12 protein-coding genes are annotated in these 15,660 nt (G+C 73.7%); 5 read left to right on the top strand and 7 right to left on the bottom strand.

Annotation, left to right across the window (positions count from 1 at the left end; all coding sequences use genetic code 11):
* Window positions 1-38: 38 nt before the first annotated feature.
* The 4 genes from ACGF4F_RS14060 to ACGF4F_RS14075 all read right to left on the bottom strand — a co-directional run bounded on the left by ACGF4F_RS14060 (window position 39) and on the right by ACGF4F_RS14075 (window position 5,529).
* Window positions 39-779, bottom strand: coding sequence for a GAF and ANTAR domain-containing protein (locus ACGF4F_RS14060; RefSeq protein ID WP_357442354.1), 741 nt, complete (start codon window positions 777-779; stop codon window positions 39-41).
* Window positions 780-961: 182 nt separating this feature from the next.
* On the bottom strand, window positions 962-3,256 hold the full coding sequence (gene secA2, locus ACGF4F_RS14065; protein ID WP_393077537.1) for an accessory Sec system translocase SecA2: 2,295 nt from the start codon (window positions 3,254-3,256) through the stop codon (window positions 962-964).
* Between the two features lie 151 nt (window positions 3,257-3,407).
* Window positions 3,408-4,496, bottom strand: coding sequence for a zinc-binding alcohol dehydrogenase (locus tag ACGF4F_RS14070; protein ID WP_393077540.1), 1,089 nt, complete (start codon window positions 4,494-4,496; stop codon window positions 3,408-3,410).
* Entirely contained in the window at window positions 4,489-5,529 is a 1,041-nt protein-coding gene (locus ACGF4F_RS14075) for a Gfo/Idh/MocA family protein (RefSeq protein ID WP_393077543.1), read from the bottom strand. The genes ACGF4F_RS14070 and ACGF4F_RS14075 overlap by 8 nt, the downstream gene beginning before the upstream one ends.
* Window positions 5,530-5,720: 191 nt before the next feature.
* On the opposite strand from ACGF4F_RS14075, the gene ACGF4F_RS14080 reads away from it, so the two are divergent.
* The 5 genes from ACGF4F_RS14080 to ctaD all read left to right on the top strand — a co-directional run bounded on the left by ACGF4F_RS14080 (window position 5,721) and on the right by ctaD (window position 11,390).
* Entirely contained in the window at window positions 5,721-6,734 is a 1,014-nt protein-coding gene (locus tag ACGF4F_RS14080; RefSeq protein WP_357442346.1) for a glucosyl-3-phosphoglycerate synthase, read from the top strand.
* 58 nt (window positions 6,735-6,792) lie between these two features.
* Complete coding sequence (locus ACGF4F_RS14085; RefSeq protein ID WP_393077546.1) at window positions 6,793-7,947, top strand: glycosyltransferase; 1,155 nt, start codon at window positions 6,793-6,795, stop codon at window positions 7,945-7,947.
* 68 nt (window positions 7,948-8,015) lie between these two features.
* A complete protein-coding gene (locus ACGF4F_RS14090; protein WP_357442342.1) occupies window positions 8,016-8,483 on the top strand; it encodes a DUF4383 domain-containing protein in 468 nt (155 codons plus the stop codon).
* A gap of 88 nt (window positions 8,484-8,571) precedes the next feature.
* Window positions 8,572-9,303 (top strand): ATP-binding protein, encoded by a 732-nt coding sequence (locus ACGF4F_RS14095; protein WP_357442340.1) that lies wholly within the window; start codon window positions 8,572-8,574, stop codon window positions 9,301-9,303.
* Window positions 9,304-9,386: 83 nt separating this feature from the next.
* A complete protein-coding gene (gene ctaD, locus ACGF4F_RS14100) occupies window positions 9,387-11,390 on the top strand; it encodes a cytochrome c oxidase subunit I (protein ID WP_357442339.1) in 2,004 nt (667 codons plus the stop codon).
* 61 nt (window positions 11,391-11,451) lie between these two features.
* On the opposite strand, the gene ACGF4F_RS14105 is transcribed toward ctaD, so the two are convergent.
* The 3 genes from ACGF4F_RS14105 to ACGF4F_RS14115 form a co-directional block, all read right to left on the bottom strand.
* Window positions 11,452-12,588 (bottom strand): SigB/SigF/SigG family RNA polymerase sigma factor, encoded by a 1,137-nt coding sequence (locus ACGF4F_RS14105; protein WP_073838182.1) that lies wholly within the window; start codon window positions 12,586-12,588, stop codon window positions 11,452-11,454.
* Window positions 12,589-12,811: 223 nt separating this feature from the next.
* Complete coding sequence (locus tag ACGF4F_RS14110; protein WP_393077550.1) at window positions 12,812-14,224, bottom strand: hypothetical protein; 1,413 nt, start codon at window positions 14,222-14,224, stop codon at window positions 12,812-12,814.
* Window positions 14,225-14,463: 239 nt separating this feature from the next.
* Window positions 14,464-15,588: a Vms1/Ankzf1 family peptidyl-tRNA hydrolase gene (locus ACGF4F_RS14115; protein ID WP_357442334.1), complete on the bottom strand. Its 1,125-nt coding sequence runs from the start codon at window positions 15,586-15,588 to the stop codon at window positions 14,464-14,466.
* Between the last annotated feature and the right edge of the window lie 72 nt (window positions 15,589-15,660).

Here is a 15,660-nt window from a genome sequence, read left to right on the forward strand (position 1 = left end):
GTGCTACCCACGTGCCACCGGGGCGAAACGGACGCCGCTCAGCTCTCCCGGGGCCGGGACACGGTGGACACCAGCCGCTCGGCGACCTCGCGCAGCGGGATGTCCAACGAGGCGGCGGCGCTGCGCAGCACCGCCAGCGCCTCCGGCGCCGGGCAGCCGCGCTGCGTCATGATCACCCCGACGGCCTGCCCGATCACGCCCTCCTCCAGCAGCGCCGCGTCGAGCTGGCCAGCCTGGGCGGCCTGCCGCTCCCGGTCCCGCACGGCGGCGAGGAGCAGCCCGGCGTGCTCGGCCAGGAGCATCGCGGTGAGCTGGTGCCGGGGGGTGAGCGCGCCGGCCGGCTCGGCGTACAGGTTGATCGCGCCGATCACCTGCTCGTCCACGTCGACCGGCGCGGAGATCACCCCGCGTACGCCCAGCCCGCGGGCCCGCCCGGTCCAGGCGGGCCAGCGCGACTCCCGGTCGAGGTCCGCCGCGGTGATCATTTCGCGCCGCCGGATCGCGGCCAGGGCCGGCGTGTCGGGGCCGTGCCGCAGGTCGTCCAGCTCGGCCCGGGCGGCGTCGGAGGCGGCCACCCCGGCCGGCTCGCCGGCGCGCAGCGCGGTGAAGCCGCAGCTGTCCACCCCGGGTACGGCGTCCCCGGCGACGCGGACCAGCCGGGCCAACGCCTCGTCGAAGTCGGCGACGGCGATCAGGCCGGCGGTCAGTTCGCGCAGCAGGGCGGCGGTCTCCAGCACGTTGAGTGGGTCGGTCACGGGTTCCCGCGTGTCGAGGTTCACCGGGCCACGGCCCCCGCCACCTCCGACCACGCGGTGTCCCCGTTCGGCGCCATTGCCTGTCCCATCCGCTCTCTCCCTGACTCGAAGCCCCGGCCTACTACCCTGACAAACCAGGTTCGAAACAGCGCAAAGGGGTCCCTTCCTGCGCGCCGTGCGCCGGGGAGGGACCCCTTCGTCGACGGTCAGCGGGACCCGGAGATGAGCCGCCGCCCCACCGAGGCGATCAGCCGGTCCAGCTCCGAGCCGAACGGGTTGTCGTGCACCAGGTACGTCCAGGTGGCGCTCGGCCGGACCAGCTTCGCGGCGTCCGGCTCCCAGCCCTCGTCGAACTCGGTCTCCTCGAAGGTGGCGATGGTCCGCGCCTCGATCTCCGGGACGAGCGCGTTGAACGCCGGGACGGCGCTGCGGTGGAACTCGTCCAGCGGGTCGAGGCGGCCCAGCGCGCGCAGGTGCACACCCTCGCGGACCTCGGAGAGCTCGGCCAGGTGCTCGGCCCAGAGCCGGTCCAGGTGGAAGAGGGCGATCTTCCGGGCCACCTCGGCGAGCAGGTCCTCGTCCATCTCGCCGGCCTTCTCCGGCACCCGCTCCAGCAGCATGAGCGCGGCGATGTCGCTGGTCAGCAGCCGCTCCCGCCGCTCGGCGAGGGCCTTGCGCTGCTGCTCGATCACCACGCTGTAGCGCCAGGTGTTGCGGTGGATCTCGTGGTTGACGCCCTCCGCGACCCGCTGGGCGTGCTCCACCGCGTAGTCGACCTGCGGGTCGGTGACCAGGCCGTCGGCGTTCATCCGGGGCGACGCCGGGACGGTGTCGCCGGCGTGCCGGACGACGAGGTCGTCCTCCAGGCTGACGAAGAAGACCGACCCGCCCGGGTCGCCCTGCCGGCCGGCCCGGCCGCGCAGCTGGTCGTCGACCCGGCGGCTGTCGTGCCGGCCGCTGCCGATCACGTACAGGCCGCCGAGGCCGGCCACCCGCTCCCGGTCGGCCTGGTCGCTGCCGCCGAGGCGGATGTCGACGCCGCGGCCGGCCATCTGGGTGGAGACGGTCACCGCGCCGTACGCGCCGGCCTCGGCGATGATCGCCGCCTCCTCGTCGTCGTTCTTGGCGTTGAGGACCACGCAGGACACGCCGGCCGCGTGCAGCCCGGCCGCCAGGCCCTCGGACTCCTTGACGTCCAGGGTGCCGACCAGCACCGGGCGGCCCGCCTCGTGGCAGCGCTTGATCTCGTCGATCAGCGCCTCCTCCTTCTCGGCCCGGGTGGCGTAGATCCGGTCCGGCTCGTCCTCCCGGACGCACGGGGTGTTCGGCGGGATCACCGCCACCTCGAGGCCGAAGAACTCGCGGAGCTGGTCGCCGACGAGCACCGCGGTCGCGGTCATCCCGCAGACCTTCGGGTAGAGCGCGATGAACGCCTGCACGGCGATGGTGCCCAGCACCTCACCCTCGGCGGTGGCGTCCAGGCCCTCCTTCGCCTCGACCGCGGCCTGCAGCCCGTCCGGCCAGCGGCGGCGCTGGGCCACCCGGCCGCGCATCTCGTCGATCAGCTCGACCGAGCCGTCCCGGACGATGTAGTCCACGTCGCGGTGCAGCAGGGCGTGCGCGTGCAGCGCCACGTTGACCGCGGAGAGCTGCCCGACGTGCTCCTCGTCGTACAGGTCGATGCCACCGAGCTTGGCCTCGACGGTGGCCAGGCCGGCGGAGGTGAAGGCGACGCTGCGGCCGTCCTCGGCAATCGTGTAGTGCTTGCCCTTGCGCAGGCCGCGAACCAGCCCGGCGGCCGCGTGCACCGGGTCCTGCTCGCCGGCGACCGCGCCGGCGAGCACCATCGGCACCCGGGCCTCGTCGATGAGGATGGAGTCGGCCTCGTCGACGATGGCGGTCTTCAGCGCCGGCTGCACCCGGTCGTCGAGGTCGGTGACGAGCTGGTCGCGGAGGAAGTCGAAGCCGGCCTCGCTGACCGAGACGTAGGTGACGTCGCAGGCGTACGCGGCGCGCCGCTCGTCGGGGGTGGAGGCCTCGTTGACCCAGCCGACGGTGAGCCCGAGCAGCCGGTAGACCGGTGCCATCCACTCGGCGTCACGGCGGGCCAGGTAGTCGTTGACGGTGAGCACGTGGACCGGGCCGTTGCCCATCCGGACGTGGCCGTACGCGGCGATGGTCGCGGTGAGCGTCTTGCCCTCACCGGTGGCCATCTCGGCCACCTTGCCGGAGAGCAGGGCCATCGCGCCGAGCAGCTGGACGTCGTAGGGCCGCTGGTCGAGGCCGCGGCGAGCCGCCTCCCGGCCGATCGCGCAGATCTCCTCGTACCCCTCGGCCTGCCCGGCGGCCTCGGTCAGCTCGGCGTCGGAGACCTTCTCCAGCTCCGCCTCGCGGGCCTCGACGGCCGGCAGCAGCTTCTCCAGCGGGGCCAGGTCGACCGTCGTCCCCGGGCGCTGGAGGAACCGCCGGAACCTGGTCTTCAACCGTTGCGACACACCCATGAGCGGCAACGGTACGCGAACCGGAGCCGATTGTGACCCCCGCCCGGCGCCGGGTCTGTCCGGTGTCCGGTTTCCTGACCGTTTCGGCAGCTCAGAGCGGTTCCGGCCGCTGGCCGTCGGGAGGGCCGCCGGCGGCCGGGCGGCCCACGCGTCAGCCGGTGAACACCACCTGGAGTTCCTGCCGGCGGCGCTCGGCCAGGTCGATCAGCAGCGCCGGCGCCTCGTCGAGGGGCACCACCGCTGTCACGACGTGCTTGCGGATCAGGTCGCCGTACTGGCGCAGCAGCTCGATGGTCTCCGCGGAGAGCCGTTCCCGGTCCCAGGTGGGGGCGAGCCCGCGGGGCACCCGCCCGATCTGGGCGCACCGCAGCGACAGCCCGTTGTGGTGGAACTCCTCGCCGAGCCGGACCTCGTCCGCGCCGGACTGGTAGAACGCGAGGTCGATGACGGTGCCCTGGGGGCGCAGCAGGCGCAGCGCGAGGTGCAGCGCCCAGGCCTGGCCCCGGCACTGGAACACCACGTCGGCGCCCCGGTCGCCGGCGGCGTGGTGCCACCGGGTCTTGAGCACCACCGCCGGGTCGTCCGCGGCCGGGGCCAGGGTCTCCAGGCCGAGCGCCTCGGCCACCTCGCGCCTGGCCGGGGTGGGGTCGAGGACCACCACGGACGCGGCGCCGTGCCGCCGGGCGAACAGCGCGGTGAGCAGGGCGACCACCCCGCTGCCGACCACCGCGACCCGGCGGCCGCGTACGCCGTCGCCGAGCGAGCGCACGTCGGTGCCGCACAGGTCGGCGGCGGCGTGCAGCAGCCCGTTGGCGCAGATCGGGCCCATGTGCGCGACGTAGACGCCGAGCAGCGGGTCGACGTCGTCGGGGAGCGGGACGAAGCGTTCGGCGAGTGGGTCGGCGACGTACCCGGTGCGGTGGCCGTAGGTCATCGCACCCACGGTGCCCACCGGGACAGCCGGGGTGCGGCTCTCCACCACCCGGCCGACCTGCATGTAGCCGAGCCGGGTCACCGGGTACGGGGTGCTCGCCGCGCCGGGCTGGAACAGCCCGAGATCCCTGTTCCAGGTGACGTTGAGGTAGGGGTTGGTGCCCTTGACGTAGCTCAGCTCGGTGCCGGCGGAGACCCCGCTGCACACCGTCGCCACCCGGAAGGTGCCCTCGCGCAGCTCGCCCGCCTCCTGCTCGACCAGCTCCACGGCGCCCGGTCCGTTGACCACGACCACCCGGTCACGCATCGACGGTCACCCCGGTCGGTTCGGCCGGCACGGCGTTGGCGACCGGGGTGGTGAGCCGGGCGGCCGGCCCGGTGGGCAGCGCCACGCTGCGCCCGGTCCGCGCCGACTCCGCCACCGCGACGGCGAGCCGCTGGGTGCGCAGCGCCTCGGCGTACGGGACGCGGATGTCGTCGCCGATGCCCCGCACCGCGTCGATGAAGGCCCGGTCGACGGCCACCCGGGCGCCGTCCGGGTCGGCGGGCAGATGCCGCTCCCCCTCACCGTCGCAGATCAGCAGGCCGTCCTCGGCCAGCGACATCGCCAGCCCGTCGGCGAGGATCTCCACGCCGGCCCGGTGCTTCCAGCCGAGCACGCAGGCCGCGGCGAGGGTGCCGACCGCGCCGGAGATGAAGCGCACGGTCGCCGCGGTGACCGAGTCGATGTCGGCGCCCTCCACCGGCGGCGGGGTGCCGTCGCCGTACGCGGTCACCTCCGACGCCTCGCCGACCAGCACCCGGAGCAGGTCGAGCACGTGCGCGGCCTGCTCGACCACCGGACCGCCGGAGCGGTCGCACCGGGCCCACCAGGCCACCGGCGGGACCTTGTCCAGCCAGGCCGCGTTGACCATCCGCGCCGGGCGGTCGGCGAGCAACTGCCGGGCCTCCGCCACGACGTGCAGGTAGCGCCAGTGGTGGCCCACCGCGGTGAGCAGTCCCCGCCGCTCGACCAGCGCGGCGATCCGTTCCGCGGTCTCCAGGTCCACCGCCACCGGCTTCTCCACGAACATCGGCACGCCGGCGTCGATGACCGCCTCCTCCACCGGCCCGTGCGCGAACGGCGGTACGCAGACGTACACGGCGTCCGGGCCGGCGGCGAGCAGTTCCGCCACGTCGGCGAAGGGGCGTCCGCCGTACGTCCCGGCGAGGGCCTCTGCCGCGTCCCGGGCAACATCGGTCACCCCGACCAGTTCCACGTCCTCGAAGCCGGTCAGCACGCGGGCATGGCGTTGCGCCACCCCACCGGCCCCGACCAGTCCCACCCGGCACGTACGCATCCGTCGACCCTCCCGCCGCGACTCACGTAGCTGCCGACTGCTCTCCCCTGGTCGGCGCGCAACCAAACGTTTACCGGCGAGGAACCAGCCGGAGAGTGGGGGGTGATCACGCTGTTCGGCATGATCCGGTTAGCGCGGGGTGCGTAATGGGAAAAGCAAACGCGCGTTTCCGCCACAACCTGGGGGTGCCAGTGCGGGATACACAAGCAATCGTTTCACCTGTGGTGGAGGCCTGGGCCACGTACCGCACCACCTCGGCGGACGACTGGCCGGCGCGGCGGTTGCTGCGGGCGAAGGGTGACAGCCGGGTCAGCGTGGTGCTGCCGGCGCGCAACGAGGAGGCCACGGTCGGCGCCATCGTGTCGACGATCCGCGAGCACCTGATGGACCAGATCCCGCTGGTGGACGAGCTGATCGTGGTGGATTCCCGGTCGACCGACCGGACCGCCCAGGTGGCCCGGGCGGCCGGCGCCGAGGTGGTCAGCCAGGACGCGATGACCCGGGGGCTGCCCCGGCTCTCCGGCAAGGGCGACGCGCTCTGGGCGGGGCTGGCGGCGGCCGAGGGGGACGTGGTCGCGTTCGTCGACGCCGATCTGCGCGAGTTCCGGCCACACTTCGTCACCGGGCTGATCGGCCCGCTGCTGACCGACCCGTCGGTCGATTTCGTCAAGGGCTTCTACCACCGGCCCCTGGTACGGGCCAGCGGCGTGGAGCCGGACGGCGGCGGGCGGGTCACCGAGTTGACGGCCCGCCCGCTGCTGAATCTCTTCTGGCCCGAGCTCGCCGGGTTCGTGCAGCCGCTGGCGGGCGAGTACGCCGGCCGCCGAGTGGTGCTGGAGCAGGTGCCGTTCGTCTCCGGGTACGGCGTGGAGACGGCCATGCTCATCGACCTGTTGGAGCTGGTCGGGCTGGACGCGCTGGCCCAGGTGGACCTCGGCCAGCGCAAGCACCGCCACCAGGACGCCGCCGCGCTGGGCCGGATGTCCGCCCAGATCATGCTCACCGTCTGGTCCCGGTTGCAGCGGCGGGGCTGGGCGAGCCCGGACGCCGTTCCGAGCACCCTGCTGACCCAGTTCCGGCGGGGCGGCTCGGAGGCGCTGCCCAACCTGGACCGGGAGATCGCGGTCAGCGACATCTCGATCGAGGAGCGCCCACCGCTGGCCCAGTTGCGGCACCGGGTGCCCCGGCGACGGGTCGCGGCGTGAGCGGGCGCGCCCGGCGCAGCGGCCGGGCGGGTCGCGCCGCCGACGGAAGGAACCCACGATGAGTCTCACGGTCCTGATGAACGCGGGCCCCTGGTTGTCCGTGCCGCCGCCCGGCTACGGCGGGATCGAGAACATCGTCGCCACCCTGGTGCCGGAGCTGCGCAAACTCGGCGTACGGGTGGTGCTCGCCTCGGTGGAGACCAGCACGCTGCCCGTCGACGAGAAGATCTCGGTCTTCCCGGACGGGCAGTTCCCCGCCCTGCAACGGCCGTACAACCAGGTCTGCGGGATCTCCCAGGCGCATCTCAACGGGGTGGTGCGCGCGCTGCACACCCGCGACGACATCGACCTGGTGCACGACCACGTGGAGGCGGTCGGGCTGGCCACCCTGGCGGCGATGGGACCGGACGCCCCGCCGGTGCTGCACACCCTGCACTGGGACCTGGCCAAGCACCCCGAGCTGTACGGCAACCTCGACGGCGGCGACCGGATCCGGGTGAACGGGGTGTCTGCGGCGCAGCTGGCCCGCGCACCCCGCGCCCTGCAGGACCACTCGGTCGGGCACGTGCACCTGTCCACCCCACTGGCGGTCGACGCCGACCGCCGCCCGCCGGCCGAGAAGGGCGACCACGTGATCGTGCTGGGCCGGGTCAACCCGGGCAAGGGGCAGGACCTGGCCGCGCGGGTGGCCCAGCAGGTCGGCTTCCCGCTGGTGCTCGCCGGCCCGGTCGGGCCGTACCACCGGCCGCAGGACCTGGCCGCGGCGGGTGACGAGGCCCGGCAGAATCCGGACGTGCGCTTCTTCTACGACCAGGTCGCCCCGTACCTCGACGGCGACCTGGTGCGCTGGGTGGGCACGGTCGCCGGCCAGCAGCGGGACGACCTGCTCGCCGGCGCGCGGGCCGCGCTCTTTCCGCTGCGCTGGGAGGAGCCCGGTGGCACGGCGGTGGTCGAGTCGCTCTCGCTGGGCACCCCGGTGGTGGCCGTCGCCCGTGGTTGCCTGCCGGAGCTCGTCGAACACGGCCGCACCGGTCTGCTCACCACGGACGAGGAGGAGCTGGGCGATCTGGTCATGGCGGCCGGGCTGCTCGAGGCGGACGAGTGCCGGCGCGAGGCGGCCGCCCGGTTCACCCCGGCGGTGATGGCCGAGCGGTACGTGGGGCTGTACGAGCGGGTCCGCCAGCCGGCCGCCTCCACCCTCCAGCTCGCCTGAGGGAGTCCACCCGCGTTTGCCGCCCCGGCCCGCGGGGAACCGGTCCGGACCCACCTCAGGAGGCCGGCATGACGAACTCGATGGCCCACTCGCGGGCGCGACGGAACCCGGCCGACGGCCGCGCCCCGGCAAGCCGGGCCGCCGCGGGCATCGGGGTGATCTTCCTGATCGTCGGGGTGCTCGGCTTCATCCCGGGGATCACCACCAACTTCGGCGACCTCTACTTCGCCGGACACGAGTCGATGGCGAAGCTGTTCGGGGTCTTCCAGGTCTCGGTCCTGCACAACATCGTGCACGTGGCCTTCGGGGTGGCCGGCCTGGCGCTGGCCGCGACGGTCTCCAGGGCCCGGGCCTTCCTGGTCGGCGGCGGGGCGATCTACCTGGTGCTCTGGCTCTACGGACTGATCGTCTACCACAGCACCGGCGCCGCGAACTTCATCCCGGTCAACGGCGCGGACAACTGGCTGCACCTCGGGCTCGGCATCGGGATGATCGCCCTCGGGCTGGCCACCGCCCGGGTCGCCGCTCGGCGCTGACCGGGGCGGGATGGGCGTCTGGTCCGGTTTCATCCGCCGTGCTCGCGGGTAGTTGGCAGGTCCGCGACGACTCGGAAACGAGGGCCTGATGTCGACCCGGATCAGCTGCGAGGTGCGCGACGAATCGCCGGTCACGGTCGTACGGCTCACCGGCGAGCTCGACGTGGACACGATGCGGTCGGTGCACACGGTGCTGGAGCGGTGCCTGGCCGCCCAGCCCGACGCGCTCGTGGTGGACCTGGGACGGCTGGACGTCGCGGACCCGCTGGCGCTCTCCGTCTTCGCGGCGGCGGCCCGGCGGGCCGCCGACTGGCCCGCCGTACCGCTGGTGCTGTGCGCTCCCCCGCCGGCCGCGGCGAGCTGGCTCGACGAGATGACCGTGGGCCGGGAGCTCCCGGTACGCCCGGACTGCGCCGAGGCCGCGGCGCTGGCCGGCGCGGCGGCGGCCCCCCGGCTACGGGAACGGCTGGAGCCGGTCGCCGGGGCGTGCCGGCGGGCCAGGGAGCTGGTCACCGACGGCTGCCGCCGGTGGAACATCCCGGAACTGGCCGGCCCGGCGGCGCTGGTGATCACCGAGCTGGTCGGCAACGTGGTCCGGCACGCGGGCACCCCGATGCAGGTGACGCTGACCCTGCGCAGGCCGTACCTGCGGGTGGCCGTGCTGGACGGCAGCCCGGCCGACGCGCGGCCCGCGGCCGCCCTCGGCCCGCGGGCCGAGGGCGGCCGCGGACTGATGCTGGTCCGCGAGCTGAGCCAGCGTTGGGGCAGCGCCCCGGCCGGCACCGGCAAGGTGGTCTGGGCCATGCTGCCCGCGAATTGACCTAAATTTCACTCTCGCCTGGTTTTATGGGTATCGGGCGGGTATGCCTGCCCGTCCGTTCTGTCATCGACGGGGTGAGAGCGATGCCCAAGCGGGTAGTCACGGAACCGGGCAGGGACCGAGGGCCCGCGATCCTCGCGCCGGCCCACTTCGGGGGGTATCCCGGGCCCGTCCGGGAGGCGGTCAAGGGCAACTCGCTCTGGCGGCTGCTGCGCAGCACCGACGCCAAGGTGATCGGGTTGCTGTACCTGACGACGTCGTTCATCTTCTTCCTGATCGGCGGGGTGCTGGCGCTGCTGTTGCGCGCCGAACTGGCCCGACCGGGGCTGCAGTTCCTCTCACCCGAGCAGTACAACCAGTCGTTCACCATGCACGGCACGATCATGCTGCTGCTCTTCGCCACCCCGCTGGTGTTCGCGTTCGGCAACTACATCGTCCCGCTCCAGATCGGCGCGCCGGACGTGTCGTTCCCCCGGCTGAACGCGCTCGCGTACTGGCTGTACCTGTTCGGCGGCTCGATCGTGGTCGGCTCCTTCGCCACGCCCGGCGGCGCCGCCGACTTCGGCTGGTTCGCGTACACGCCGCTGAGCGAGGCCCAGCACAGCCCGGGAGTCGGGGGCAACATGTGGATCGTCGGCCTGGTCATCTCCGGGCTCGGCACCATCCTCGGCGCGGTCAACATGATCACCACCATCGTGACCCTGCGCGCCCCAGGCATGACCATGTTCCGGATGCCGATCTTCACCTGGAACCTGCTGCTCACCAGCGTGCTGGTGATCCTGGTGTTCCCGCTGCTGGCCGCCGCGCTCCTCGCGCTCGGCGCGGACCGGCTCCTGCACTCGCACGTGTACGACCCGACCACCGGCGGGCCGATGCTCTGGCAGCACCTGTTCTGGTTCTTCGGGCACCCCGAGGTCTACATCGTGGCGCTGCCGTTCTTCGGCATCATCACCGAGATCATTCCGGTCTTCGCCCGCAAGCCGATCTTCGGCTACACCGGTCTGGTCCTCGCCACCATCGCGATCACCGTGCTGTCGATGAGCGTGTGGGCACACCACATGTTCGGCACCGGGCAGGTGCTGCTGCCGTTCTTCAGCGTGCTCAGCTATCTCATCGCGGTGCCGACCGGGGTGAAGTTCTTCAACTGGATCGGCACCATGTGGAAGGGACAGCTCACCTTCGAGACGCCGATGCTGTTCGCCGTCGGCTTCCTGGTCACCTTCCTCTTCGGCGGGTTGACCGGGGTGCTGCTGGCCAGCCCGCCGGTGGACTTCCACCTGACGGACTCCTACTTCGTGATAGCGCACTTCCACTACGTGCTCTTCGGCACCATCGTCTTCGCCGCCTTCGGCGGGGTCTACTTCTGGTTCCCGAAGATGACCGGCCGGCTGCTCGACGAGACGCTCGGCAAGGCCCACTTCTGGACCATGTTCGTCGGCTTCCACACCACCTTCCTGGTCCAGCACTGGCTGGGCAACGAGGGCATGCCCCGGCGCTACTCCGACTACCTGCCCTCCGACGGCTTCACCACCCTGAACACCGTCTCCAGCATCGGGTCGTTCGTCCTCGGCGCGTCCACGCTGTTCTTCATCTACAACGTCTGGAAGTCCTGGCGGTACGGCGCGCAGGTCACCGTCGACGACCCCTGGGGCTACGGCAACTCGCTGGAGTGGGCCACCACCTGCCCGCCCCCGCTGCGCAACTTCGACCGGATGCCCCGGATCCGCTCCGAGCGGCCCGCCTTCGACCTCAAGTACGGCCGCCTGGTCGCCAGCCTCGGCAGCGACCTGCCGCAGCGCACCACCAAGCCGCCGCAGCACCTCGCCGAGGAGTTGCACCGCGAGCGGCACGTCCCCGAGGCGCCGGCCGCCGAGGGCGCGCACGGCGCCCGGGAGGCGGTCGCCTACCACCCCGCGCCGCAGTCAGGCGCCCGGCCGGTCGACGTGCCGGAGCCGGAGGAGATCCTCCGGCCCAGCTTCGAGGAGAGCGACGAGCCCGAGGAAACCATCCTGGGCGCGGAGCGGACACCGGTGGAGAACGAGGAGTGGCGCCACCCGCGCGGGCGCGGGGACACCGAGGAGTACTGATCCGGAGTCACCGCGAGCGGGCCGGCGCCACGGGGGCGTCGGCCCGCTCGGGCGCACGGGGTCAGTCGGCGGCCGGCAGGCCGGCCGCGGCGAGTGACCGGCGTACTGCGGGCTGCACCCGGGTCAGCCGCAGCGGCACCCCGGTCCGGGCCGCCGCGTCCCGGCCGGCCATCAGCGCGGCGATGCCGCCGGCGTCGAAGCCGCCCGCACCGACCAGGTCGACCACCACCTCCCGGGGCTGCCCGGTCACCGCCTCCAACATCGCCTTGCGGAGCTGGTCCGCGCCGTCCCGGTCGACCTCGCCGCCGACCTCGACGACCACCCGGTCCCCGTTCTGCCTGACCGAGATCTTCGCCTTCGCCGGCTCGGACTCGTTCGCGCCGTTCTGCCACGGCGGCGGAGCGTCGGCGAGCATCGCCTGCCGCAGCCAGGTCAGCGCCCGGGAGAGCAGCCGGGAGACGTGCATCTGGGAGATGCCGAACCGGGCCGCAATCTCCGCCTGGGTCTGGTTGCCGTAGAAGCGCATGGCGAGGATCCGCCGCTCCCGCCAGGGCAGCCGGTGCAGCAGGCCGCTGACGGTGACCCGGTCGTCGACCGACTCCAGCGCGTTGTCCGACTCGCCGACCAGATCGCCGAACTCGGCGGAACTCTCCCCGCCGACGGGGGCGTTGAGCGAGGCCGGGCTGTAGCCGGCGGCCGACTCCAGCGCGGCGAGGATCTCCTCCTCGGGCGTCTCCAGCCGTTGGGCCAGTTCGGCCACCGTGGGGGCCCGGGACAGCTCGCTGGTCAGCGCCGCGGTCGCCTGCCCCACTTCCAGGATCAGGTCGCGCAGCCGGCGGGGCACGTGCACGCCCCAGGTGCGGTCCCGGAAGTGCCGTTTGATCTCCCCGACGATCGTGATGGCCGCGTACGCGGTGAAGGAACCCCGTTCCGGGTCGTACCGGTCGACGGCGTTGACCAGGCCGAGGCGGGCCACCTGCTCCAGGTCCTCCAGCGGTTCCCCGCGGCCCCGGTAACGGCGGGCCAGCCGGCCGGCGAACGGCAGCGCGAACCGGACGAGATCGTCCCGCGCCTCCTGCCGCCGCTCCGGCGGCAGGCCCTCGATCCGGGCCGCGTACGCCAGGGCCGCCGCGTCGAGGTCCTCCAGGCCCCGCTCGGTGGGTGGTGGTGTGGTGGGTGTGGTGGTCTGTCCGAACATCCGCGCCTCCCTCAGGAAGGTCCCCCGCCCGGATTGGGAAGACCGGTCGTGCGCGTGGTCGGGCCACGCACCGGGCCGGAAATGGGTTAGGTGACGGAACGCCAGGAGCGGCGGCAGCTCGCCGCTACGGCATCGTGGGCCGTCTCGCAGCGAGCGGTGTTCCCGCTCCGTAGGTACTCAATCACGGACCGCGGGATCGTGAGGATGTTTCGGCGGGGTTCGGTCAGGAGACGAGCAGTCCCTGGTGGGCGCCCGCGTCCCGGAGCGCCGCGAGGGCCTCGGCCATCCGCAGCGGCGGCGGGGTCGGCAGGTCGTACGGCTGGTTGCGCAACACCTCGGTGGCCCGCCGGGTCGGCACGGAGGTGACCGGGTAGCCGCGGGCGGACGCCCGGTCCAGCGCCCGGCGCCGGCGCCCGAAGCCGGCCACGGCGAGCCACTGCGGCAGGCCGGCCAGGGCGGGCGACCGGACTCCGGGCGGCTCCGGCAGCACGTCCACCGAGCTGAACGGCTCGCTGCCGGCGAGCCACCACTCCGCTCCCTGCACCCGGCGCCGGGTCGCGTTCTCGCACCAGTACGGCACCAGCCCGGCCCGCACCACCTGCCACGGGTCGAGCAGCCGGCCGCACTCGACCACGAGCCGGTCGCCGGTCTTGCCGGCCCGGCGCAGCCAGCGCCGGTACAGGTCGGCGGTGGCGGCGCTCAGCGCGTCCGGCTGCGGGACGAGCACCCGGTGCAGCGGATGCCCGTGCCGGCTGGTCCACTCCCGGGCGTTGTGCTCGAAACCGGACTCCACACCGTTCTCCGCGTACGCCGCCGGGCAGGAGACGTCCGGCGGCGCCCAGTGCGCGCTGTCCCCGCCGGCGGAGCGGAGCACCTGGCGCAGCGCGTGCGCGTCCGGGTGGAAGTCGACCGGGTCGAGGCCGCTGGCCGGGGAGCCGACCTGGAAGCTGTGCCCGGCCCCCTCGTCGAGCACCGGCCAGGTACGCGCGTCGTGCAGCAGCAGCACCGGCGCGGCGGGCTCCAGCCGGTCGGCCAGGAACCGGGCGTACGCCCCGGGCAGGGCGCGCCAGCGCACCGCGAGGGCAACCGTGGCGCCGGCCGACGCGCCCCGGCTGGCCGGGCAGTGCACCTGGCGGACGTGCACGTCCCGATTGGCGGCGAGCAGCCGGCCGGCGAGGGCGGCGCCGTGGTCGAGCGCGCCCTGGGGCCGGTCCACCGTCCCGCGGGTCCAGTGCACGGTCAACTCGAAGCCGGCGGGCAGCCAGGGCACGCCGAGGGCCACCGCGAGGTGCACCGCGGCGCCGTGCGGGGAGCCGAGCACCACCCCCGGCCAGCGGCCGGCCGGGTACTGGTCGACGATCCAGCCGGCCACCTGCTCCGCGTCCACCTCGGCGACCTGCGCCGGGGCCAGCGCGACCCGGCCGGCGGCGCGGGCGGCGGCGGCCCGGCGCACCGGCTCGGGGGCGCCGGCGAAGCGGGAGAACGGGGTGGGGTGGCCGAGGTCGGCGCAGTCGTCGCCGCGCAGCGCCCGGGCCGTCGCGGCCACCAGCACCCGCGCGGTGCTGCCCGCCGCCACGATCCGGTCGCCGCTCAGCCCGCTGCCGTCGGTCGTCGACCCCACGGGCCCCTTCCGCACCGGCCCCACCTTGCCTCGTTCGCTCACCACGCGGCCCGGCTTCCCGTCCCGATGGGGTCTAAACGGGGCATCCCCCCACGGGCCGGACCAATCCTCGGGTGTCCGGCGCCACCGCGCTTGTCGCGCACCGGCCCCAGGCACGTCGAGTCCGCCCAAGATCCGCACGGGAACGGGAAGTTGCTGCCTCGCGGCGCGCGAAGGCAGCAACTTCCCCGATGTTGTGGCGGCGTCCCGTACGGTCAGGGACGGCCCCGGCCGGGGGTGCTGGCGTCGACGTAGCGCAGCACCGCACCGACCCCGTCGGTGAGTTCGGGCGCCTCCTCGGGCGCGAGCACCGTCAGGTCGGCGTCGGTGCCGACCAGCGCGCGCAGCAGCGCGGCGTCGGCGCGGACCCGCTGCGGATCGGCCACCGACATGGCCGCCAACTGCTGTGGATCGGTGGCGATCTCGGTCGGCTCGGGGCCCACCCACAGCTCGCCGGTGGCCGACGGGTCGTCCACGATCAGCATGGTGTCGACCTGGTTGCGTTGCAGGGCGGAGACCACCGCGGCCAGCCCGGCCCCGACGTCCTCCTGGGTGCCGAACCTGTCCAGCGCGGTGCTGATCCGCTGGTCGGCGACCTCGGCGATGGTCTGCACGGTGACGTCGTCCATGAGCATGGGGTCGGCACCCCGGGCGCGGGAGCCGGCGTCGGTGCGGACCAGCACGTCCTGCCAGCGCTCTGGGAGCTGGGCGGCGATCATGCCGGTGGCCCGGACGTCGCCGGCCACCACCACCACGTCCGCGCCCACCCGGTCGGCCAGGTCGGCGGTGGCCGCGGCGGTGTCGCCGGCGTTGTGGTGCCAGGCTTCCATGGCGGCGCGCTGGTAGCGGGACTGGGACCAACCGCCGGGATTGACCCGGCGTAGCTGGTAGCTCTCCCGCCCGACGACGTGCGACTTGCGCGGCACCCCGCCCGCGCTGACCGCGATCGCGTCCGCGCCGATCCGGTCGGCCAGCACCCGCACCCAGGCGATCTGCTCGCCGCGCTGGGCGACCAGCGGCATGGTGTGCGGCAGGGCGGACCAGCTGGCCAGGTCCCGCAGCGGCGGCGCGGAGAGGTATTCGGTGAGCACCACCCGGCCGCGGGTGGCGAAGATGGCCACGCCGTAGTCGCCGGGCATCGGATCGTGCCGGCGGACCACCTCCTCGACCGCGTCGACGGTCACCTGGTCGGCGCCCTGCTCCAGCAGGCTCCCCTTCAGGGAGCGCCAGCGCAGGTCGACCGCGGGACGGGAGTCGTGGGTGTCCCGGGAGGCGTCCAGGTACACCGAACACCACGGCCCAGGGCGGTCGTAGAGCGGGCGCAGGAAGGACAGCTGCATGCTCGACCCCTTTCCAGCTCGGCCGCACGCATACCCGCACCACCGGGGATGTCACCTGGCCGGGCCGGCGCC

The organism is Micromonospora sp. NPDC047740, from assembly GCF_043204735.1.
GTDB lineage: Bacteria > Actinomycetota > Actinomycetes > Mycobacteriales > Micromonosporaceae > Micromonospora.